23 protein-coding genes are annotated in these 21,648 nt (G+C 67.2%); 10 read left to right on the top strand and 13 right to left on the bottom strand.

The window, feature by feature from the left end; translation table 11 throughout:
- Window positions 1-20: 20 nt before the first annotated feature.
- On the bottom strand, window positions 21-1,064 hold the full coding sequence (locus VYI76_RS10030; protein ID WP_326524611.1) for a rod shape-determining protein: 1,044 nt from the start codon (window positions 1,062-1,064) through the stop codon (window positions 21-23).
- Between the two features lie 155 nt (window positions 1,065-1,219).
- Between VYI76_RS10030 and mutL the strand changes: the two genes are divergently transcribed.
- Complete coding sequence (gene mutL / locus VYI76_RS10025) at window positions 1,220-2,980, top strand: DNA mismatch repair endonuclease MutL (RefSeq protein WP_326524610.1); 1,761 nt, start codon at window positions 1,220-1,222, stop codon at window positions 2,978-2,980.
- Window positions 2,977-3,312, top strand: a complete 336-nt coding sequence (locus VYI76_RS10020) for a YnfA family protein (RefSeq protein WP_326524609.1) — start codon at window positions 2,977-2,979, stop codon at window positions 3,310-3,312. Before mutL ends, VYI76_RS10020 begins: the two co-directional genes overlap by 4 nt.
- 227 nt (window positions 3,313-3,539) lie before the next feature.
- Here VYI76_RS10020 and VYI76_RS10015 read toward each other — a convergent pair whose 3' ends face one another.
- The 4 genes from VYI76_RS10015 to rpsF form a co-directional block, all read right to left on the bottom strand.
- On the bottom strand, window positions 3,540-4,658 hold the full coding sequence (locus VYI76_RS10015; RefSeq protein ID WP_326524608.1) for a 2OG-Fe(II) oxygenase: 1,119 nt from the start codon (window positions 4,656-4,658) through the stop codon (window positions 3,540-3,542).
- A 121-nt stretch (window positions 4,659-4,779) separates the two neighbouring features.
- Complete coding sequence (rplI, locus tag VYI76_RS10010) at window positions 4,780-5,382, bottom strand: 50S ribosomal protein L9 (RefSeq protein ID WP_326524607.1); 603 nt, start codon at window positions 5,380-5,382, stop codon at window positions 4,780-4,782.
- Window positions 5,383-5,394: 12 nt separating this feature from the next.
- On the bottom strand, window positions 5,395-5,619 hold the full coding sequence (rpsR, locus tag VYI76_RS10005; protein ID WP_326524606.1) for a 30S ribosomal protein S18: 225 nt from the start codon (window positions 5,617-5,619) through the stop codon (window positions 5,395-5,397).
- Window positions 5,619-6,047, bottom strand: a complete 429-nt coding sequence (rpsF, locus tag VYI76_RS10000; protein WP_326524605.1) for a 30S ribosomal protein S6 — start codon at window positions 6,045-6,047, stop codon at window positions 5,619-5,621. The genes rpsR and rpsF overlap by 1 nt, the downstream gene beginning before the upstream one ends.
- 189 nt (window positions 6,048-6,236) lie before the next feature.
- Here rpsF and fabD point away from each other — a divergent pair, with 189 nt between their 5' ends.
- The 6 genes from fabD (at window position 6,237) to mltG (ending at window position 11,141) form a co-directional block, all read left to right on the top strand.
- A complete protein-coding gene (gene fabD, locus VYI76_RS09995; protein WP_326524604.1) occupies window positions 6,237-7,172 on the top strand; it encodes an ACP S-malonyltransferase in 936 nt (311 codons plus the stop codon).
- Between the two features lie 38 nt (window positions 7,173-7,210).
- Window positions 7,211-7,630: a GxxExxY protein gene (locus VYI76_RS09990; RefSeq protein WP_326524603.1), complete on the top strand. Its 420-nt coding sequence runs from the start codon at window positions 7,211-7,213 to the stop codon at window positions 7,628-7,630.
- Between the two features lie 13 nt (window positions 7,631-7,643).
- Window positions 7,644-8,384, top strand: a complete 741-nt coding sequence (gene fabG / locus VYI76_RS09985) for a 3-oxoacyl-[acyl-carrier-protein] reductase (protein ID WP_326524602.1) — start codon at window positions 7,644-7,646, stop codon at window positions 8,382-8,384.
- Between the two features lie 79 nt (window positions 8,385-8,463).
- Window positions 8,464-8,700: an acyl carrier protein gene (locus VYI76_RS09980; protein WP_326524601.1), complete on the top strand. Its 237-nt coding sequence runs from the start codon at window positions 8,464-8,466 to the stop codon at window positions 8,698-8,700.
- A 104-nt stretch (window positions 8,701-8,804) separates the two neighbouring features.
- Window positions 8,805-10,064, top strand: coding sequence for a beta-ketoacyl-ACP synthase II (fabF, locus tag VYI76_RS09975; protein ID WP_326524600.1), 1,260 nt, complete (start codon window positions 8,805-8,807; stop codon window positions 10,062-10,064).
- Window positions 10,065-10,172: 108 nt separating this feature from the next.
- Window positions 10,173-11,141, top strand: a complete 969-nt coding sequence (gene mltG, locus VYI76_RS09970; RefSeq protein ID WP_326524599.1) for an endolytic transglycosylase MltG — start codon at window positions 10,173-10,175, stop codon at window positions 11,139-11,141.
- A 138-nt stretch (window positions 11,142-11,279) separates the two neighbouring features.
- Here mltG and eda read toward each other — a convergent pair whose 3' ends face one another.
- The 8 genes from eda to VYI76_RS09930 all read right to left on the bottom strand — a co-directional run bounded on the left by eda (window position 11,280) and on the right by VYI76_RS09930 (window position 19,104).
- Window positions 11,280-11,870: a bifunctional 4-hydroxy-2-oxoglutarate aldolase/2-dehydro-3-deoxy-phosphogluconate aldolase gene (eda, locus tag VYI76_RS09965; protein ID WP_326525086.1), complete on the bottom strand. Its 591-nt coding sequence runs from the start codon at window positions 11,868-11,870 to the stop codon at window positions 11,280-11,282.
- A 17-nt stretch (window positions 11,871-11,887) separates the two neighbouring features.
- Window positions 11,888-12,856, bottom strand: coding sequence for a glucokinase (glk, locus tag VYI76_RS09960; protein WP_326524598.1), 969 nt, complete (start codon window positions 12,854-12,856; stop codon window positions 11,888-11,890).
- Window position 12,857: 1 nt separating this feature from the next.
- Entirely contained in the window at window positions 12,858-14,678 is a 1,821-nt protein-coding gene (edd, locus tag VYI76_RS09955; RefSeq protein ID WP_326524597.1) for a phosphogluconate dehydratase, read from the bottom strand.
- Between the two features lie 12 nt (window positions 14,679-14,690).
- The gene (gene pgl / locus VYI76_RS09950; RefSeq protein ID WP_326524596.1) at window positions 14,691-15,398 is read right to left on the bottom strand and encodes a 6-phosphogluconolactonase; all 708 of its coding nucleotides are present in this window, start codon (window positions 15,396-15,398) and stop codon (window positions 14,691-14,693) included.
- A 131-nt stretch (window positions 15,399-15,529) separates the two neighbouring features.
- Window positions 15,530-16,987, bottom strand: coding sequence for a glucose-6-phosphate dehydrogenase (gene zwf / locus VYI76_RS09945; protein WP_326524595.1), 1,458 nt, complete (start codon window positions 16,985-16,987; stop codon window positions 15,530-15,532).
- Window positions 16,988-17,088: 101 nt separating this feature from the next.
- Window positions 17,089-18,018: an N-acetyl-gamma-glutamyl-phosphate reductase gene (gene argC / locus VYI76_RS09940; RefSeq protein WP_326524594.1), complete on the bottom strand. Its 930-nt coding sequence runs from the start codon at window positions 18,016-18,018 to the stop codon at window positions 17,089-17,091.
- A complete protein-coding gene (locus VYI76_RS09935) occupies window positions 18,015-18,821 on the bottom strand; it encodes a glycoside hydrolase (protein ID WP_326524593.1) in 807 nt (268 codons plus the stop codon). The genes argC and VYI76_RS09935 overlap by 4 nt, the downstream gene beginning before the upstream one ends.
- Entirely contained in the window at window positions 18,766-19,104 is a 339-nt protein-coding gene (locus tag VYI76_RS09930; protein ID WP_326525085.1) for a MarR family transcriptional regulator, read from the bottom strand. Before VYI76_RS09930 ends, VYI76_RS09935 begins: the two co-directional genes overlap by 56 nt.
- A 235-nt stretch (window positions 19,105-19,339) precedes the next feature.
- Between VYI76_RS09930 and secG the strand changes: the two genes are divergently transcribed.
- Both secG and VYI76_RS09920 read left to right on the top strand, forming a co-directional pair.
- Window positions 19,340-19,729, top strand: a complete 390-nt coding sequence (gene secG, locus VYI76_RS09925) for a preprotein translocase subunit SecG (protein WP_326524592.1) — start codon at window positions 19,340-19,342, stop codon at window positions 19,727-19,729.
- A gap of 83 nt (window positions 19,730-19,812) precedes the next feature.
- Window positions 19,813-21,447: a CTP synthase gene (locus tag VYI76_RS09920; RefSeq protein WP_326524591.1), complete on the top strand. Its 1,635-nt coding sequence runs from the start codon at window positions 19,813-19,815 to the stop codon at window positions 21,445-21,447.
- The last annotated feature ends 201 nt before the right edge of the window (window positions 21,448-21,648 follow it).

Genomic DNA, 21,648 nt, shown 5'->3' with positions numbered 1-21,648 from the left:
GCCCTCTCTAGCCTAGAGGATCACACCTGGATCAGGACGCCGCGGAACGCTTCGTCCTCCAGCGCGCGGCCGGTGCCAAGCGCGACGCAGGTCAGCGGATCCTCGGCGACCGTCACCGGCAGGCCGGTCTCGTCGCGCAGCACCTCGTCGATGCCCTGCAGCAGCGCGCCGCCGCCGGTCAGCACGATGCCCTGGTCGACGATGTCGGCGGCCAGTTCCGGCGCGGTGTTCTCCAGCGCGATGCGCACGCCCTCGACGATCGTCCCTACCGGTTCGCTCAGCGCCTCGGCGATCTGGCCCTGGTTGATCTGGATTTCCTTGGGCACGCCGTTCACCAGGTCGCGGCCCTTGATGTGCAGCGTCATGCCGATGCCGTCGGCCGGCGGCTTGGCGATGCCGACTTCCTGCTTGATCCGCTCTGCGGTGGCTTCGCCGATCAACAGGTTGTGGTTGCGGCGGACGTAGCTGACGATCGCCTCGTCCATCTTGTCGCCGCCGACGCGCACGCTGGTCGAATAGGCAAGGCCGCGCAGCGACAGCACCGCCACCTCGGTGGTGCCGCCGCCGATGTCCACCACCATGCTGCCGACCGGCTCTGTCACCGGCATGTCGGCGCCGATCGCGGCGGCCATCGGCTCCTCGATCAGGAAGACTTGGGACGCGCCGGCGTTCGATGCGGCGTCGCGGATCGCGCGGCGTTCGACGCTGGTCGATCCCGACGGCACGCAGATGACGATCTGGGGCCAGCGCATCAGCGCCTTGCGCCCGCCGTGCACCTTGGTGATGAAGTGCTTTATCATCTCCTCCGCCACGTCGATGTCGGCGATCACGCCGTCGCGCAGCGGGCGGATCGCCTCGATTGTGCCGGGGGTCTTGCCCATCATCAGTTTGGCGTCGTCGCCGACGGCGCGCACGCGCTTGATGCCGTTGATCGTCTCGATCGCGACGACCGAAGGTTCGTTGAGCACGACGCCGCGGCCGCGGACATAGACGACGGTGTTGGCCGTCCCCAGATCGATCGCCATGTCCTGGGACATGAATTTGAAAAATCGCGAGAAGAGCATCAACCTTATTCCGTTCCCTGGCCACGGGCCTGCCCGGCCGTGGCGGATCGCACATTATCTCGAACGTCTGCACCGCTCCGAGCCGGTGTTCCGGCTCCATTTCAGGCGGCGGATACGGGTCGCGGGATGGCGCCGCTTGGGCTAGAGCAACGTCCATGTCAATACGACGCCTGCCCAGCCATCTCGTCAACCGGATCGCCGCCGGCGAAGTGGTGGAACGCCCCGCTTCCGCGCTGAAAGAACTGGTCGAGAACGCGATCGACGCCGGCGCGCGGCGGATCGCCGTCAGGCTGGCTGCGGGCGGCACCGACCTGATCGAGGTGAACGACGACGGATGCGGCATGGCGCCCGCCGACATGGCGCTCGCGCTGGAACGTCACGCGACATCCAAGCTACCCGACGAAAGCATCGAATCGGTCGCCACGCTGGGCTTTCGTGGCGAGGCCCTGCCGTCGATCGCGAGCGTCGCGCGGTTGACGCTGGAAAGCCGGGTGGCGGGCGGCGATGGCTGGATGCGGGTGGTGGACAACGGCGTGGTCGAGGCGGAGGGGCCGGCGGCGCTGCCCCCCGGCACGCGCGTGCGCGTCGAGCAGTTATTCGCCCGCGTGCCGGCCCGACGCAAGTTCCTGCGCTCTCCGCGTGCCGAATATGCCGCCTGCCTGGACGTGGTGAAGCGCCTGGCAATGGCGCGGCCGGAAATCGCCTTCTCGGTCGAGCATGACGGACGCCGTGTGCTGGGCGTGCAGGCGGATGACGACCGGCCGGCGCGCGTCGCCGCGCTGACCGACCGCGATCTTGCCGATAACAGTGTCGCCGTGGACCTCGAGCGCGACGGGCTGCGGCTCGGCGGGGTCGCCGGGTTGCCGACGTTCAATCGCGGTGTCGCCGATCACCAGTATCTGTTCGTCAATGGGCGGCCGGTGAAGGACCGGCTGCTGATCGGCGCGATCCGCGGTGCCTATGCCGAGATGCTGGCGCGTGACCGGCATCCGGTGGTGGCGTTGTTCCTCGACGTGCCGCCCGACGCCGTCGATGTGAACGTCCATCCCGCCAAGACCGAGGTCCGCTTCCGCGATCCCGCGCTGGTGCGGGGCATGATCGTCAGCGGCCTGCGGCGCGCCCTGGACGCGGCGGGGCACCGTGTGGTGCAACGGCCGGATGCCGGCGCGCTGGGGAACTGGCAGGTCGAGCCTGCGCCCGATCTTCATCCCGGTGACAGCCAGGATCTCGTGCAGCAGGCGAACGGTTTTCTGCACGACCGCCGCCCCGCCTTTTTCGCACCGCCGCCGATGGCGCGCGCCGAGCCCGCTCATGCCGCGGCGCCCGAAACCCGCGACTATCCTCTCGGGGTTGCGCGCGGGCAGGTCGCCAGGACCTATATCGTCGCGGAGGCGGGGGACGGCCTCGTCATCGTCGATCAGCACGCCGCCCACGAACGCCTTGTGCTGGAGAGGATGCGCCGTGCGATCGCCGATGGCGGCGTGGCGTCACAGGCGCTGCTGCTGCCCGAGGTCGTCGAACTTGACGAGCCGGCGTGCGACCGGCTGGAGGCGCGCGGTGCCGAACTCGCCGAATTCGGGCTCGACCTTGAACGTTTCGGTCCGCGCGCGATGCTGGTTCGCGCCACTCCGGCGCTGCTGGGTGCGGGCGATGCGCGCGGCCTCGTCGCCGATCTCGCCGACGAGCTTGCCGCGTTCGACGAGGCGCTGAGCCTGAAGGAGCGGCTCGATCATGTCGCCGCGACGATGGCGTGCCACGGCTCGGTCCGCGCCGGCCGCATCCTGTCGGTCGCCGAGATGAATGCCCTGCTGCGCGAGATGGAGGTGACGCCGCATTCCGGCCAGTGCAACCACGGCCGCCCGACCTGGGTGAAGCTGGCGCACGGCGACATCGAGAAATTATTCGGGCGGAGATGACGGGGGTGTTTCCGACAGTGGCGATCTATCTGCTCGCGGCGATCGCAGAGATCGCGGGCTGTTTCGCCTTCTGGGCGTGGCTGCGGCTCGGCCGATCGGCGTGGTGGCTGGTGCCGGGCGTGCTGTCGCTCGTGGCTTTTGCGTGGCTGCTGACCCAGGTCGATGCGGCGGCAGCGGGGCGGGCCTATGCGGCCTATGGCGGCATCTATATCGCCTGCTCGCTCGGGTGGCTGTGGGCTGTCGAGGGCCTGCGGCCTGACCGCTGGGACGTGGCGGGGGCGGCGATCTGCCTGGCAGGGGCGGCGTTGATCCTGCTGGGGCCGCGCGGCTGAATTCGCGGCTGTCGGAACTTGTCAGCGGCGCAGGCGCGGCGCCTGTGCGACAGCGCGGCGACGGAGATCGTTCATCTCCGCGCAACCTTTGGGGCGGGGCCGGCGTTTTCGGTGCAAACCCAAGTGATTTCAGGTCGTAGACGCCATGAAGCAGATCATCCCCGTCATCCTGGCCCTCGTGCCGCTCGCCGCCGTCGTCAGCGCCTGCATCGCGGTTCCCTGAACCGTCAGGGCACAATTCCCTCTACGGTGCGGCCATCGACATATCGGTCGACACCGGTATCGAGGAAGCGGCTGTTCTCCTCGCGTATCGCGGCCGCGGCGTCGTCGTACAGGAAGGGCAGGGTGGCATAGCGCCGCCCTCGACGCATCGGCGTCGCTTCGTGGAGCAGCGAACAGGAAAATACGACGGCTCCTCCCTTTGGCGCGCGGTAGATGCGGTCACCGAACTCGGGAAAACACAGGTCGCCGCCCTCGTAATCGTCGTTGAGGTTGATCGTGACGGCAAAGCGGCGATGCGCCGTGCCCTTGGTGGTGTTGTCGCGGTGGGCATGGAAATATCCGCCGCCGTCGGCGTCATAGGCCGCCACGATATAGCGTTCGATGCGTGTCGGGTGAAACTGGAACGTCCGCCTGATCGCGGGCACCAGCACCTTGTTGATTCGGGCCGCGAGTGCGCTGCGCAGGGCGGGGTTCTCGATATTGGCGTCGCGCCGCCGCTTGAAGCTGGTGTCGGCGACCAGCGTCGTCTTGCCGTCCACTTCGCGCATGAACCCCGATTCGGCGCCGCCGTCGCGGTCGTAGACGTCGATCAGCGCGCGGCAGAAATCGTCGCCCAGCAGGTGCGGCACCGTCAGCACCGGGGCCCAGTCCTGCGGCGCATTGGCGTCTCCGCGTTCGATGGCCGGTGCGACCTCGCCCGCCTGGGCGAGCGTGAAGCGGCGGACCACCTGGAGCGTGCGATCGAGCAGCAGAATATGCGGACGATAGCCGTCACCGGTGGCGTCGCAGGCGCCATACAGGCGGCTCACCTCGCGATCAAAATCGAGGAAGTGACGAATGCCCGGCAGCCGCTGGGCGATCCGCCGCTGCGCCACATCGCCATGATCGCACGTGATCGTGAACAGGCGCGCCCGCACGTCGTCGTACAGGTCGCTGCGGCCGAGCAGCACGGTGAGCGCCTGCTGCATCGCCGGATGGCCCGCCGAGCCGAGCAGGAACACCACGGTCGGCGCTCCGGCGGCCGAGCCGAACGCCCAGTCGGGGCGGCCATCGAGCACGGGGGCCTTGAAGAAGGGTGCGAAATCGCCGGTGTCGAGAAGCTGTACGCTGGGTCGGTCGGTCATGCGGCCGGGGATAGCGCGGCGATCCGGCAAAAACAAAAGCCAACGCCGCCGGACACGGAAAAGGGGCCGCCCGCATCGTTGCGGACGGCCCCCTTGCCTGTTTGCGAACGGGTCGCCGGGATCAGCCCTGCTGGGCTTCGCCCTCGGCGGCCTCGGCCTCAACCTCGGCGGTAGCGCCCGGTTCGGCGTTGGGATCGTAATCCTCGGTGAAGCCGGCTTCGTCCTTTTCGAACATCGCCGCCATCACATCGACACCCGACGCCTGCATCTCGGCCTCTTCGGGCGAGCGGGCGACGTTGACCTTGACCGTCACCGACACTTCCGGGTGCAGGGCGACCTTCACCTCGTACAGGCCGATCGCCTTGATCGGACGGTCGAGCACGACCTGGCTCTTGTTGACCTTGTGACCGGCCGAAACCAGTTCGTCGACGATGTCGCGCACCGCGACCGAGCCGTAGAGCTGGCCGGTGTTCGACGCCTGGCGGATCAGGGTGGCCGACGCGTCCTTGAACGAGCCAGCTTCCTTCTCGGCCTCGCCGCGACGGTTGGCGTTGTCCGATTCGATCCGCGCGCGGTTCGCCTCGAACACCTTACGGTTGGCTTCGTTGGCGCGCATGGCCTTCTTGTTGGGAAGCAGGAAGTTGCGGGCGAACCCGTCCTTCACCTTCACCACGTCGCCGATGGCGCCGAGCTTCTCGACGCGCTCAAGCAGAATGACGTCCATTGCTGCTACTCCTTACTTCACGATGTAGGGCAGCAGGCCCAGGTGACGCGCGCGCTTGATCGCCTGGGCGAGTTCGCGCTGCTTCTTGGCCGACACGCTGGTGATGCGCGACGGGACGATCTTGCCACGTTCCGACACGAAGCCCTGGAGCAGGCGGACGTCCTTATAATCGATCCGCGGCGCTTCCTTGGCGCTGAACGGGCACGACTTGCGGCGGCGGAAGAATGCACGAGCCATTATGCGGCCTCCTCTTGGGCGTCACGGCGCGGGCCGCGGTCAGGGCGATCGCCGCCACGGTCTGGGCGGTCGCCGCCACGCTCGGAGCGGCGCTCGCGGTCGCGCTCCTGCTTGCGCATCATCACGGTCGGGCCCTGCTCCAGCTCGTCGACCTTGACGGTCATGTAGCGGATCACGTCCTCGTTGATCTGGGTCTGGCGCTCCAGCTCGGCGACGACGGCACCCGGCGCGTCGATCTCGAGCATGACGTAGTGCGCCTTGCGATTCTTGGCGATGCGATAGGCCAGGCTGCGCAGACCCCAGGTCTCGGTCTTCACGACCTTGCCGCCCATGCCTTCGACGATCTTGGTGGCGGCTTCCGCCAGTGCGTCCACCTGCGCCTGTGCCAGATCCTGGCGCGCAAGGAACGTGTGCTCGTAGAGAGCCATTTCCGTTCTTCTCACTGTTGGCCGATCGCTGACATGGCCCCGTGCCATGCCCCTCCGGCTGTCGTATCGTCCCGGCGAACAAGTGCCGGGAAGCGGGCGCCTATAGCTGAAACCGCCACGAAATCAATCATTGGCGTGACCCGGCGGATTCTTCTAGTCGCAACGACAACAGGCGGGAGGTTTTTGACGATGCGGGCTTTCATCTTTCCCGGGCAGGGCAGCCAGTCGGTCGGCATGGGCACCGCTCTCGCCGTCGCGAGCCATCACGCGCGCGAGGTGTTTCAGGAAGTCGACGATGCGCTGGGCCAGAAACTGTCGAGATTGATGGCGGAGGGTCCGGAAGGCGACCTGATGCTGACGGAAAACGCCCAGCCCGCAATCATGGCCAACGCGATCGCCGTCCTGCGCGTGCTGGAAAAGGAAGGCGGCGTCCGCCTGTCGGAGAAGGCCGATTTCGTCGCGGGCCATTCGCTGGGCGAATATACCGCGCTGTGCGCCGCCGGCGCGCTCGACCTGGCGACGACGGCGCGGTTGCTGAAGCTGCGCGGGCAGGCGATGCAGGCGGCGGTGCCGGTGGGCGAGGGCGCGATGGCCGCGCTGCTCGGCGCGGATCGCGACAAGGCGCAGGCGATCGCCGATGCGGCGGCGCAAGGCGAGGTGTGCGCGGTCGCCAACGACAATGATCCGTCGCAGGTCGTGATTTCCGGCGCGAAGGCCGCCGTCGAGCGCGCGGTGCCGCTGGCGAAGGAGATGGGGGCGAAGCGCGCGGTGCTGCTGCCCGTATCCGCACCGTTTCACTGCCCGCTGATGCAGCCCGCCGCCGACGCGATGCAGGCCGCGCTCGCCGACGTCGCGCTTCAGGCGCCGCTGGTGCCCCTCTACGCCAATGTGACGGCCGCGCCGGTCGCCGATCCCGCCGTGATCAAGGCGCTGCTGGTCGAACAGGTGACCGGCATGGTCCGCTGGCGCGAATCGGTGATCGCGATGGTCGATGCTGGCGTCCATGATTTCGTCGAACTGGGCGGCAAGGTGCTCGGGGCCATGGTCAAACGCTCGGCCCCCGATGCGACCACGGCGAGCGTGGTGACGATGGACGACATCGAGGCGCTGGTTAAGCTTCTTTGATCTGCGCGCAGAGGCGCAGAGAACGCGGAGGTGATTCGATGGAGGATATCAATCGGATCACCCACGACGTCATCGACCTTTCCATTCGCATCCATCGAGATCTCGGACCGGGGCTGCTCGAGAGCGTGTATGAGATGGTCCTGGCGTCACGGCTGGAAGCTGCCGGATATGGCGTGCGTCGCCAGCATCCTGTGGCTATCGATTTCGAAGGGACCAGGTTCGAGGCTGCGTTTCGCGTGGATATTCTTGTCGCTGATCGCTTGGTCGTCGAGATCAAGTCGGTGGAGCGGCTGTCGAAGGTCCACGCGAAGCAGGTTCTGACCTATCTTCGGCTGATGAAGCAGCCCGTCGGGCTGCTTGTTAATTTCGGAGGCGAGACGCTCAAGGAAGGCGTGCGTAGGTTGGTCAACAACTACGTTCCCTCTGCGTCCTCTGCGCCTCTGCGCGAAATAAAATAAGGACAAATTGAGTATGTTCGACCTGACAGGCATGACCGCGCTGGTGACTGGCGCTTCGGGGGGGATCGGGTCCGCCATCGCCAGGGCGCTGGCGGCGCAGGGCGCGCGGCTGGCGGTTTCGGGGTCCAATGCCGACAAGCTGGAGGCGTTTCGCGCCGGGCTGGGCGGCGATCACGTCGCGCTGCCGTGCGACCTGTCGGACGGCGCCGCCGTCGACGCCCTTGTGCCCCGCGCGGTCGAGGCGCTGGGCAAGATAGACATCCTCGTCAACAACGCCGGCGTTACCCGCGACAACCTGGCGATGCGGATGAAGGACGATGAATGGGATCAGGTGATCCGCGTCAACCTGGAGGCCGCCTTCCGCCTCGCCCGTGCCGCCGCCAAGCCGATGATGAAGGCGCGTTTCGGCCGCATCGTCTCGATCACTTCCGTCGTCGGCGCGACGGGCAATCCGGGGCAGGTCAACTATGCCGCGTCAAAGGCTGGGCTGGTCGGCATGTCGAAGGCGCTGGCGCAGGAACTCGCCAGCCGCGGTATCACCGTCAATTGCGTGGCCCCCGGCTTCATCCGGTCGGCGATGACGGACGTGCTGCCCGAGGCGCAGAAGGCGGCGCTGCTGACGCGCATTCCGGCGGGCGACCTGGGATCTGGCGAGGATATCGGGGCGGCCGTCGTCTATCTGGCCTCTCGCGAAGCCGGCTACGTCACCGGCCAGACGCTGCACGTCAACGGTGGCATGGCGATGCTGTCCTGACTCCTCCGCCACTTGCGCAGGCACAATCGCCGTTCTACGTGCGTTCAGGAAATTCAAATTCCATCAGAAGGAACAGGGTATGAGCGAGACCGCCGACCGCGTGAAGAAGATCGTCGTCGAGCATCTGGGCGTCGAAGCCGACAAGGTGACCGAGGATGCGAGCTTCATCGACGATCTGGGCGCGGACAGCCTCGACATCGTCGAGCTGGTGATGGCGTTCGAGGAGGAATTCGGCGTGGAGATTCCCGACGACGCCGCCGAGAAGATCTCGACCGTCAAGGACGCGATCAGCTACATCGACGAGCATAAGGGCTGATTCAGCCCGGCGCCGCCCCGGAACGCGGGCGGCTCCAACAGCGGCTCCCCGTCCCGGTATGGGGCCGGGAGCCGTTGTCGTTTTGAGCGGATACGGAGACGAGAATGCGCCGTGTAGTCGTGACCGGCCTTGGCCTGGTGACCCCCCTCGGAGCAGAGGTCGAAAAGGTCTGGGCGAACATCATCGCGTCGAAATCGGGTGCGGCGACGATCACCCGCTTCGACGCCACCGATTTCCAGACCAACTATGCCTGCGAGGTGAAGCCACCCGAACATGAGTTCGGCTTCGATCCCGGCAAGCGCGTCGATCACAAGATCCAGCGCCAGGTCGATCCCTTCATCGTCTATGGCATCGACGCCGCCGGACAGGCGCTGGAGGACGCTGGCCTGACCGAGATGAGCGAGGCCGAGCGGTTCCGCGCCGGCTGCTCGATCGGTGCGGGAATCGGCGGGCTGCCGGGCATCGAGAGCGAATCGCTGGTGCTGGCGGAAAAGGGGCCGAAGCGCGTCTCGCCGCATTTCGTCCACGGGCGGCTCATCAACCTGATCTCGGGCCAGGTTTCGATCAAATACGGCCTGATGGGGCCGAACCACGCGGTCGTCACCGCTTGTTCGACCGGCGCGCATTCGATCGGCGACGCCGCGCGGATGATCGCGATGGACGATGCCGACGTGATGCTGGCGGGCGGCGCCGAAAGCGCGATCTGCCCGATCGGCATCGCCGGCTTCGGTCAGGCTCGCGCGCTGTCGACGGGCTTCCGCGACGATCCGACGCGCGGCAGCCGTCCCTATGACATCGGGCGCGACGGCTTCGTGATGGGTGAGGGCGCGGGCGTGGTCGTGCTCGAGGAATATGAGCGGGCCAAGGCGCGCGGTGCGAAAATCTATGCCGAGGTGATCGGTTACGGCCTGTCGGGCGACGCCTATCACGTCACGGCCCCGCACCCCGAAGGATCGGGCGCATTCCGTTCGATGGAAATGGCGATGCGCAAGTCCGGCCTGTCGCTCGACGACATCGATTATATCAACGCGCACGGCACCTCGACGCCGCTGGGCGACGAGCTGGAACTGGGTGCTGTGCGCAAGCTGTTCGGATCGGCGATCGGCAATCTCAGCATGTCGTCGACCAAGTCGGCGATCGGGCACCTGCTGGGCGGCGCGGGCGCGGTGGAGAGCATCTTCTGCATCCTGGCGCTGCGCGACCAGATCGTGCCGCCGACGCTCAACCTCGACAACCCGAGCGAGAATTGCGCCGGCGTCGACCTGGTACCGCATGTCGCGAAGAAGCGATCGGTCAAGGCCGTACTGAACAACTCGTTCGGCTTCGGTGGCACCAACGCGTCGTTGGTGATGAAGGCGGTCTGACCCATCCGTCGTTCGGGCTGAGCTTGTCGAAGCCCTGCCCTTCTTCTTCTTCTTCGGGCCGGAGAAAGACAGTGCTTCGACAGGCTCAGCACGAACGGGGAGGGGGCTTTGCGTAAGCTCGGCTGTATCGGCCTGATCGCTGGCCTCGCGGCACTGGCGGCCGCATTTCTCGTCATCCAGAATTGGGGCGGGGCGGGGCCGGCGCCGGCGAACATGTCGGTGCTGATCCCTCAGGGTTCGACCCTGACCGGCGCGGCAAAGGAGCTGGAAAAAGCGGGCGCGATCACATCGGCCGACCGTTTCCTGCTGCTCGCAAAGCTGCTGGGCGGAAATGATCCGATCAAGGCCGGGGAATACCGCCTGCCCGCCGGGATCAGCCAGGCCGACATATTGAAGCTGATGCAGGGCGGGCGCACGCTCCAGCGCTTCGTGACGGTGCCGGAAGGGTGGCCGGCGGTGCTGGTCCAAGACGCATTGATGAAGGCCGATAACCTGGAGGGTGAGGTCGCGGTGCCGGCGGAAGGCTCGGTGCTGCCCGACAGCTACAGCTACGAACGTGGCGACACGCGCCAGTCGGTGGTCGACCGGATGCAGGCGGCGATGCAGCGTTACCTCGCCGAAGCCTGGGCGAAGCGCAAGCCGACCACGGTCGCCAAGACGCCCGAGGAGGCGATCATCCTCGCTTCGATCGTCGAGAAGGAAACCGGCAAGCCGGAGGAGCGCCGCACAGTGGCGGCGGTCTATTCGAACCGCATCCGCCGCGGCATGCCGCTGCAGGCCGATCCGACGACGATCTATCCGATCACCAAAGGGCGTCCGCTGGGCCGGCGTATCCTGCGCTCGGAACTCCAGGCGAAGAACGGCTACAATACCTACGCCATGCCCGGCCTCCCGGTCGGGCCGATCGCCAATCCCGGCCGTGCGTCGATCGACGCTGTGCTCGATCCGGGCCAGTCGAGCGCGCTGTACTTTGTGGCCGACGGCACCGGCGGGCACATCTTCGCCGACACGCTGGAGCAGCACAACGCCAATGTGCAGAAATGGTACGCGATCCGCCGCGCGCGCGGGGAGATGTGATTTCCCTCTCCCGGTGGGAGAGGGAGGGAGCTGCCGAAGGCAGCGGAAGGGTGAGGGCAGGTCAGGGCGCGTTACGCTGCCCTCACCCTCCCACTCGATTGCGTCGAGCGAGCCCCTCCCTCTCCCAATGGGAGAGGGCTAGCTACGCAATCCGTTCGCCTCGCGCGCCAGCCGCTCGACCTCGTCCATCGACGCGCCCCTCGGCGTCACCCAGCTGCCGCCGACGCACAGGATCGGGCCGAACGCCAGATATTCGGGCGCGCTCGCCGCGGTGATGCCGCCGGTGGGGCAGAATTTCGCCTCATAGAAGGGCGCGGCCAGAGCCTTGAGTGCGGGCAGGCCCCCGTTCGCTTCCGCGGGGAAGAATTTGAAGTGGCGAAGACCCAGGTCATAGCCGCGCATGACGTCTCCGGCGGTGGCGACGCCCGGCAGGAACGGCACGCCGCTCTCGACGATTGGACGACCCAGCGCCTCGGTCAGGCCGGGCGAGACGATGAATTCTGCGCCGGCATCCATCACCTGCTCGAACTGATCGGTGGACACGACAGTGCCAGCACCGACGATCGCGCCGGGCACTTGCTTCATCTCGCGGATCGCGTCGAGCGCGGCCGGGGTACGCATCGTCACTTCCAGCACTTTCAACCCGCCGGCGACCAGCGCCTCGGCGAGCGGACGCGCGGTCGCGGCGTCGTCGATCACCAGCACCGGGATGACCGCGCTGGTCCGCATGATCGTTTCGATATCGCTCACTGATGATGCTCCTGGGCATAGGCGGCGGCCGCGCCATAGAGGCCGGGCTGGGGATGGGTGATGAGCTTGACGGGGATAGATGCCATTAGGCCACGGAACCGCCCCTTGGCGACGAAGCGTTCCTCGAAACCCGAACGCAGCAGATGATCCTTCAGGCGCAGTCCGAGCCCGCCGGCGATGACCACGCCCTTCGGTCCGTGCGCGAGTGCCAGATCGCCCGCGACCGCGCCGAGCGCCAGGCAGAAGCGGTCGAGCGCCGCCGTCGCCAGGCTGTCGCTGCCGTCGAGGGCCTGCGCCCAGATCGTCTTGTCGTCCATCCGCTGGATCGCACGGCCCTCGATCGCGGCGAGCGTCTCGTAGATCGCGACGATCGCCGGGCCGGCGACGATGCGTTCGACCGAGACGCGGGTGAAGGTCTTGCGCAGATGGCTGAGCAGCGCATCCTCGATCCGGTCGAGCGGCGCGAAATCCATGTGCCCGCCCTCGGTCTCGACGACGTGATAGCCGCCCGCATGGCGCAGGACACCGGCGACGCCCAGCCCGGTGCCGGGACCGCAGACGGTAATCATGCCGTGATCGGGCAGCGGCTGGTCGGGGCCGCACAGGTGGATGAAGTCGCTCTCTGGCACCTGCGCCACGGCATGGCCGACCGCGCCGAAATCATTGACCAGGCTCCAGCTGTCGACCCCCAGCCGCTCCTCGATCAGCGCGGGGCGGATGATCCATGGATTGTTGCTGAGCTTGATGATCTCGCCACCGACCGGCGCGGCGACTGCGATGCCGGCGGCGCGGGGCAATTGCCCGCCTTGCGTCTGCGCGAAGGCTTCCCAGGCGAGTTGCAGGCTGGCGTGCTCGGCGGTCTTGAGCGTGACCGGCTCGCCCAGCGCGATGACGCGGCCACCTTCCACTTCGGCAATGGCGAAGCGGGCGTGGGTGCCGCCGATATCGACCGCGACGACCTGCACCCTACAGCCCCGCCATCGCGAGCATCGCCGATCCGCCTTCTTCCGCGGTCGAGCAGCCGGCGCGCATCAGCGCGAACAGTTCGCGGCCTGTGCCCATCGCGGGCGGCGGCGCTTCGACTGGCGCGCGCGCGGCCCATTCGGCCGCTTCGACCAGGGCTTCAAGCACGCCCGCCTCGGCATCCAGGCGGACGATGTCGCCGTCGCGCAGCCTTGCGATCGGGCCGTCGTCGAGCGCTTCGGGCGACAGGTGGATTGCCGCCGGCACCTTGCCCGATGCGCCCGACATGCGCCCGTCGGTGAGCAGCGCGACACGGAAGCCCCGGTTCTGGAGCACGCCGAGTGGTGGGGTCAGCTTGTGCAGTTCCGGCATGCCGTTGGCGCGCGGCCCCTGGAAGCGGACGACCACCACGACGTCGCGATCGAGCTCGCCGGCCTTGAAGGCGACCTGCACCTGCGCCTGATCGCTGAACACGCGGCACGGCGCCTGGATCGTCCAGCGGTCACGCTCGACCGCCGATACCTTGATACACGCGCGACCCAGGTTGCCGGCCAGGATGCGGAAGCCGCCCTCCTCGGAAAAGGGCGCGTCGATCGTGCGGACGATCGTGTCGTCGCCCGACACCGTCGGCACGTCGCGCCAGACAAGCGCATCGGCCTCCATCTCCGGCTTGCGGCCATAGTCGGCGAAGTCGCCCGCCACGGTCAGGATGTCGCCGTGCATGAACCCGCCGCGCAGCATCTCGCGGATGACGAAGGCGGTGCCGCCCGCGTCCTCGAACCCGTTCACGTCGGCCGAGCCATTGGGATAGACGCGCGCGAGCAGCGGCACCACGCGCGACAGGCGGTCGAAATCCTCCCAGTCGATGACGATGCCGGCGCAGCGGGCGATCGCGGGCAGGTGGATCAGGTGGTTGGTCGATCCCCCGGTCGTCAGCAGCGCCACGGCGGCGTTGACGATCGCGCGTTCATCTACGCACTCCGACAAGGGCCGGTAATCCTCGCCGTCCCAGCCGATCTTCGCCAGCCTGTGTACGGCGGCGCGGGTCAATTCCTGGCGCAGCTTGGTGCCCGGATTGGCAAAGGCGGCGGCGGGCATGTGCAGCCCCATCGCCTCGACCATCATCTGGTTCGAATTGGCGGTGCCGTAGAAGGTGCAGGTGCCCTTGCCGTGATAGGCGGCGATCTCCGCATCGAGCAGTTCGTCGCGGCTCGCCTTGCCTTCCGCATAGAGTTCGCGGACGCGCGCCTTCTCCCGGTTGGGCAGGCCGGAACGCATCGGCCCGCCGGGGATCAGCACCATCGGCAGGTGGCCGAAGCGCAAGCCGCCCATCAGCAGGCCGGGTACGATCTTGTCGCAGATGCCGAGCAGCGCGGCGCCCTCGAACATGCCGTGGCTGAGCGCGATCGTGGTGCTGAGCGCGATCGTGTCGCGGCTGAACAGCGACAGTTCCATCCCCGGATAGCCCTGGGTCACGCCATCGCACATCGCCGGCACGCCGCCGGCCACCTGCGCGGTCGCGCCGACCTCGCGCGCCCAAACCTTCATCTGTTCGGGATAGCGGTAATAGGGGGCGTGCGCCGACAGCATGTCGTTATAGGCGCTGACGATGCCGATGTTCATCGCCGCGTTGGTCTTCATCGCGTCGCGATCCTCGTCCGTCCCGGCATAGCCGTGGGCGAGGTTCGCGCAGCCCAGCATCGGGCGATCGACGCCGTTTTCCCGCTCGCGGGCCATCAGGTCGAGATAGGCGGCGCGTCGCGCGCGGGACCGCTCGATGATCCGGTCGGTGACGGCGGCGACTTCGGAATGGAGGTTCGACATCGGGGGCGTTCCTTACGGCGCCCAGTGAATATCGACCGGCAGTTCCACATCCGCAAGGATACGCCCGATCGGATAGGGCGACGACTGGCCTTCCTTCACCGCATCCTCGATCACGCGGCGCTTTGCATCGCCGGTCACTGCGATCATCAGCGCGCGTGCCGAAGCGATCGCCGCCTTGCTGAGCGTGACGCGGGCGACCGGCGCCTCGGGCGGCAGCGGATCGGGCATGACGCCCAGCGCACGGCGTTCCCTGGGGCCGTTCAGCGCCTCGTCGAAATCAGGGCCAGGAAAGATCGACGCGGCATGCCCGTCGCCGCCGACGCCCAGCAGGCACAGGTCGAGCGGCCAGTGGATGTCCTGGAGCAGCGCGTCCGCCGCGCGGCCCGCAGCCTTGTAATCGGGGGCGGTCGCCGACACGAGCGGGATCACCCGCGCGCCCTTGGGAAGGAATGCCTTGCCGATCGCAGTGACGTTGGAGAGGGGATCGCCCAGCGGGACGATCCGTTCGTCGCCAGGGATGATCGTCACCCGCTTCCAGTCGATCTTCGCCCTGGCCATATGCTCATAGATCGGCAGCGGCGTCTTGCCGCCGGCCAGCGCGATCACCGCCGCGCCGCGCGCATCGATCGCGCTTTCGATGATGAAGCCGATGTCGCCCGCGACGGCCGCGGCCATCTCGTCGGCGTCGTCATAGTCCCACCATTCGATTTCGGTCGTCATCTCGGACAATCTCTCAAGTTCGTCATTCCCGCGAAGGCGGGAATCCATAGTCGCTGAACGTCGTGAGACCCACCCCGGTTCAGCCAGAATTTACCCCCGCCTTCGCGGGAGTGACGGTTATGGGTGGACAATCACTCCGTCCATGTCACTCCGTCGCGCTCGGTCAGCGCGATGCCGGCCGACGGCCCCCAGTTGCCGCTGGAATAGGGCTTGGGCTTGACGTCGTTCTTCGCCCAACCGTCGCGGATCGCGTCTATCCACGCCCATTGCGCCTCCACCTCGTCGCGTCGCACGAACAGCGTGGGATCGCCCTCGATCAGATCGAGCAGCAGCCGTTCATAGGCGATGCGGCGACGGGTGCCGGCGAACTCGTTCTCGAGTGACAGGTTCAGCGGCACCTCGCGCAGGCGCACGCCGTCCCGGTCGAGCCCCGGTTGCTTCGCCATCACCAGCAGGCGGACATATTCTTCTGGCTGAAGGCGGATGACGAGGGTGTTGGGCTGCAACTGCCCGCCTTTTTCCGCGAAGATCGAATGCGGGACGGGCTTGAACTGGATCGCGATCTCGCTCTGCCGCGCGGGCAGCCGCTTGCCGGTGCGCAGGTAGAAGGGCACGCCCTGCCAGCGCCAGTTGTCGACATGCGCCTTGATCGCGACGAACGTCTCGGTGTCGGATGGCTTGCCCAGTTCGTCGGCGTAGCTTCTGACGATCTTCTCGCCCACCGCGCCGGCGCCATATTGTCCGGTGACGGTGAGGTGGGGCACGTCGGCGGGAGCGATGCGGCGCAACGAGCGCAACACCTTGACCTTCTCGTCGCGGATCGAGGTGCCGTCGAACCGCGCCGGCGGCTCCATCGCGATCAGCGCGACGAGCTGGAGGATATGGTTCTGCACCATGTCGCGCAGCGCGCCGGCGCCTTCGTAATAGCCTGCGCGATCCTCCAGTCCGACCGTCTCGGCGATGGTGATCTGGACGTGATCGATGCCGCGCGCATTCCATACCGGCTCGAACAGCGAATTGCCGAAACGCAGCGCCAGGATGTTCTGGACGGTCTCCTTGCCCAGATAATGGTCGATCCGGTACGTCCGCCCCTCGGGGAAGGCCGCGGCGACCGCATCGTTGATCTCGCGGCTGGAGGCGAGGTCGTGGCCGAGCGGCTTTTCCAGCCCGATGCGGACCGTGTCACCGGCCAGGCCGACCGACTGGAGCCCCCGGATCGTCGGTTCGAACAGCGACGGCGCGGTCGACAGGAAGATCGCGAGTCCGCCGGAGACATCCCCGATCTTGTCCGCGAGCGCCGGGAACCCTTCCGTCTTTGACGCATCGAGCGCCTGATATTGCAGGCGCTGGAGAAACGACGCGATGGCCCCGGCGTCCTTGCGGTCGGCAGGCAGGAACTCGTCGAGTGCGGTCCGCGCGAAATCGCGGAAGCCCGCGTCGTCATGATCGGATCGCGCCGTGCCGGTGATCGTCAGCCCGTGCGGCAGCAGGCCATCGACATGCAGGCCGTACAGCGACGGGATCAGCATCCGCTGCGAAAGATCGCCGGTCGCTCCGAACAACAGCAATTTGCCAACGGCGTCGGTCACACGCGCTCCCTCGGGAAGATGTCCGCGCTCTCCCTAGCGCCTGCCGGCGCGGCGGCAAGGCGGGGCGGGACGGTAAAAGCTACACCGGCGCCAAGTCGCGCTTACAGCACCAGCCCGGCCGCGGGATCGAATCCCGCCATCACGTTCAAATTCTGCACCGCCGCGCCCGCCGCGCCCTTGCCCAGATTGTCGAGCGTCGCGACCAGTCGCGCATGGCCGCGTTCGGCATTGCCGAACACGCGCAACGTCATGCGATCGGTGCCGGCGTCGTCCTCGACCCGGACCAGATTGGCGCCGTCGTCCAGCAGGCGCACGATCGCGCTGCCGTCATAGGTGGCGGCCAGCGTCTCGCGCAGCGCCTCGACGCCCGGACGGCGGGGCAGGGCATGGAGCGCCAGCGGCACCTCCACCACCATGCCGCGATAGGCGTTGACGACGGCGGGGGTGAAGATCGGCGGATGTTCCAGCCGCGCGTGGCGCTGCATCTCGGGAACATGCTTGTGGTCCAGCGACAGGCCATAGCCGCGGAACGCGCTCGATTCGCCGCCGCTTTCGAAATCCTCGATCATCTGCCGCCCGCCGCCCGAATATCCTGACACAGCGTTGACACTGATCGCGCCGTCGGCCGGGATCAGCCCGGCACGCACCAGCGGCCTGACGAGTGCCAGGAAACCGGTCGGGTAACAGCCCGGATTGGTCACGAAACGCGCTTCCGCGATCGCCGCCGCCTGGCCGGGTTCGAGTTCGGCGAAGCCATAGACCCAGCCGTCCGCCGTGCGGTGGGCGGTCGATGCGTCGATCACGCGCGTGCGATCATTGTCGATCAACGCCACGCTTTCCCGCGCCGCACTGTCGGGCAGGCACAGGATGACGAAATCGGCGTCGTTCAACGCATCGCGCCGCGCGGCGGCGTCCTTGCGCTTGTCGCCGTCCAGCGTGACGAGCTCGATTTCGGCCCGGTCGGCCAGCCGTTCGCGGATTTCCAGTCCGGTGGTGCCGGCCGCGCCGTCTATGAAGACCGAGCGCTTCATGGCAGCCGCCTCCGTACGGTAATATCGCCGAGTGATGCGATTGGCGCGTGCGCGACGTGCGTTTCGTCCACCCGGATCGCGTCGGTGCCATCGATCGCGACGGCAGCGCCGCTCGCGGTGAACAGCAGGTCGCCGCGCAGCACCGGCGCGTCGGCCGACACTTCGTGGCCGAGGGTCGCCGCCTGGAGATCTGCGAAGCGTGGCGCGCGGATGCCGGCGATCGACAAGGTAAGCGCGATCAGCCCCGCGGCGTCTATCCCGTCACTCGACCGTCCTCCGTCAACGGCCGGCGTGCCGACCAGCGCCTCCGCCAGCGCAACGAAATCCTTCGGCGGTGCGTCGAGCGGGCGGATCGCATCCGGGTCGAACTCCGCGGCCTGCTCGGCGGTCAGGCGGGTTCCCATTGGCCTGGCCGCGCCCGGCGAGCAAACGACATGGGTGACGGCACGGGGTGTGTCGAGCGCATCGACCGCGACGAAGCCCACGGCGCCATCGACGCTCCCCACGCCCCATGCATAGCCGTGCGACAGCTCAAGCACTTCGAACCCTTCGCCTTCCAGCAGCTCGGAAACGGGCCTGCCGCCATGCGCCGCCAGCATCGGGCTACGGATCGCGCCGCTGCGCTGGACCGCGCCGGCATAGTGCGGGGCAAATATCCGGTCGGCGAGGCGGAGGTCGGCCAGGTCGCCGCGCGCCGCCTCCACCCGACGATCGACCTTCTGGCTGCGCCCGGTCAGTGCGAAACGCTTACGCGTGCGCGGCTCTGCGCTCTTCTGCGTCGAGGATGGCCGATGGTCCGTCACCGGAGAGGAACTGCCCGAAATCTGCAAGAAAGTCTGCCCCCTTAGGCGTGCGGGCGACGAAGATGTTGCGCTTGTCGGCCTCGTCGCGTTGGCGGCGCAGATAGCCGAGCGCCCCCAGCCTGTTCAAGGCGCGCGTGACGACAGGCTTCGACACGTTCAGCGCGCGGGCCAGACCGCGCACCGTGTGGGGGCCCTTGTCCAGATAGACGAGCATCAGCAGTGCCATCTGGCGGTTGGTGAGATCGGGTTCGCCGGAACGCACGTAATCGACCAGCGTGTGCATCCATTTGAACAGCGATTTTTCGGGCATTGCGTTCACGTCATATGTCCGATTTTTATGTTGCATGCCCGATACGACCGGGCGCTTCCGCGACATTAACGCCAGTATTCGCGGGTGGTTTCAGTGCGTTCGCGAAATGTTTGGGCGCGTGACGGCGCGGTTCGGTTGATCGCGCGACGCACAGCGCCTATGTGCGCGGTCACTTTCCCAACCATTTTGTCCGGTAGCGCGCCCAACCATGTTCACCTTCCTGCTCGTCGTCCAGGCGATCATCGCCGCCCTGCTCGTCACGGTGATCCTGATGCAGCGTTCGGAAGGCGGCGGGCTGACCACCGGCGGCAGTCCCTCGGGCCTGATGTCGGCGCGCGGCGCGGCCGATTTCCTGACGCGTTCGACGGCGGTGCTGGCGACGCTGTTCATCTTGATGTCGATCGCGCTGGCGACGCTTGCCGCGACTCGCGAATCGACGACGATCGACACCAGCCTGGCACGGCAGGCGCCGGGCGGCACCCAGGCGCCGGCTGGTCCGGCAGATGGCGATGCGCTGAAGGCGGCGGCAGCCGCCGCGGCCGCGCAGGGCAATGCAGCAGCCCCCGCCAACCAAAGCGGCGTTCCGCTCCAGCAATAGTCGCAGCTTCCACAGCTTTCGTCGCGAGCGCGGGTTATCCGCGCTTGCCCAACACGCACGTTCAAGGTTAGGCGCATCCTCCCATGGCGCGGTATATCTTCATCACCGGCGGCGTGGTCTCGTCGCTCGGCAAGGGCCTCATGGCGGCCTCCCTCGCGGCTCTGCTCCAGGCGCGCGGATACCGCGTCCGGATCCGCAAGTTCGATCCCTATCTGAACGTCGATCCGGGCACGATGAGCCCCTACCAGCACGGCGAGGTCTATGTGACCGACGACGGAGCGGAGACCGATCTCGACCTTGGCCACTACGAGCGCTTTACCGGCGTGCCGAGCCGCCAGAGCGACAATGTCACGTCCGGCCGCATCTATCAGCAGATCATCGCCAAGGAACGGCGCGGTGACTATCTCGGCGCGACGGTACAGGTCATCCCCCACGTCACCGACGCGATCAAGGAATTCGCCCGCGCGGAAACCGACGAGCTCGATTTCGTGCTGTGCGAGATCGGCGGGACGGTCGGCGACATCGAATCGCTGCCGTTCATGGAGGCGATCCGCCAGCTGAGGAACGACGTCGGTCGTGCCAACACCTGCTTCGTGCACCTCACGCTGGTGCCCTACATCGCCGCCGCGGGCGAACTGAAGACCAAGCCTACGCAGCACAGCGTCCGCGACATGACCGCGCTGGGCATCCAGCCCGACGTGCTCGTCTGTCGCTGCGAGCGCCCGCTGCCGTCCAGCGAGCGCGCCAAGATCGCGCTGTTCTGCAACGTCCCGCCCGAACACGTCATTCCGGCGCTGGACGCGAAGTCGATCTACGGCGTGCCCTTGCAATATCATGCCGAAGGGCTCGACAGCGCGGTGCTGGACGCGTTCGGCCTGCCGAGCGACGTCATGCCCGACTTGGGCCGCTGGGACGACATCATCGACCGGCTGACCAACATCCATGGCGAGGTCACGATCGGTGTGGTCGGCAAATATGTCGGGCTGCAGGACGCGTACAAGTCGCTGCACGAGGCGCTGGTCCACGGCGGCCTCGCCAACCGGGTCAAGGTCAATATCCGGTGGCTCGATGCCGAGCTGTTCGAACAGGCGCCCGACGACGTCGCCGCGACGCTGGAACCATGCCACGCGATCCTGGTGCCCGGCGGTTTCGGCGAGCGCGGGTCGGAGGGCAAGATCGCGGCGGTCCGCTTCGCTCGCGAGCGCGGCGTGCCCTATTTCGGCATCTGCCTCGGCATGCAGATGGCGTGCATCGAGGGTGCGCGAAACACCGCGGGCATCGCCGCCGCCTCGACCACCGAATTTGGTCCGACGCCCGAGCCTGTCGTCGGCCTCATCACCGAATGGATGACGGCAGAGGGGCTGCAGAAGCGCGAGGAAGGCGGAGATCTGGGCGGGACGATGCGGCTTGGCGCCTATGACGCCAAATTGGCGGGTAACAGCCATGTCGCGGCGATCTACGGCGGTGAGGCGATCAGCGAGCGCCACCGCCACCGCTATGAGGTGAACGTCCATTACAAGGACGCGCTGGAGGCGGGCGGCCTGCGCTTTTCGGGGATGTCACCCGACGGGACCTTGCCCGAGATCGTCGAGCGGCCCGACCACCCCTGGTTCGTGGGCGTGCAGTTCCATCCGGAACTGAAATCCAAGCCGTTCGAACCGCATCCGCTGTTCGCCAGTTTCATCGAAGCAGCGGTGCGTCAGTCGCGGCTGGTGTAGGTTCGGCGTCGCGGGCTGCGCGCGCGTTCGAATCGTTTCGGCTTTGCGGCGTCAAGTCCTGCCCGATGCGGCGGTGGTCTGGTGTCGCGTTCCCGGCGTAGCCGAGCCGTTGGTGGCGTGGCTTTGGCGCGGGAGGCACGAGCCGACGGCCCGATTTCATCAGTGCATGCCCGGCCCAATGCAAAAGACGCCCGGACCCTG

The organism is Sphingomonas sp. (genome assembly GCF_035910975.1).
Classification (GTDB): Bacteria; Pseudomonadota; Alphaproteobacteria; order Sphingomonadales; family Sphingomonadaceae; genus Sphingomonas.
The sequence above is the reverse complement of the archived record's forward strand: the minus strand, read 5'-3'. Positions and strand labels throughout refer to the sequence as shown.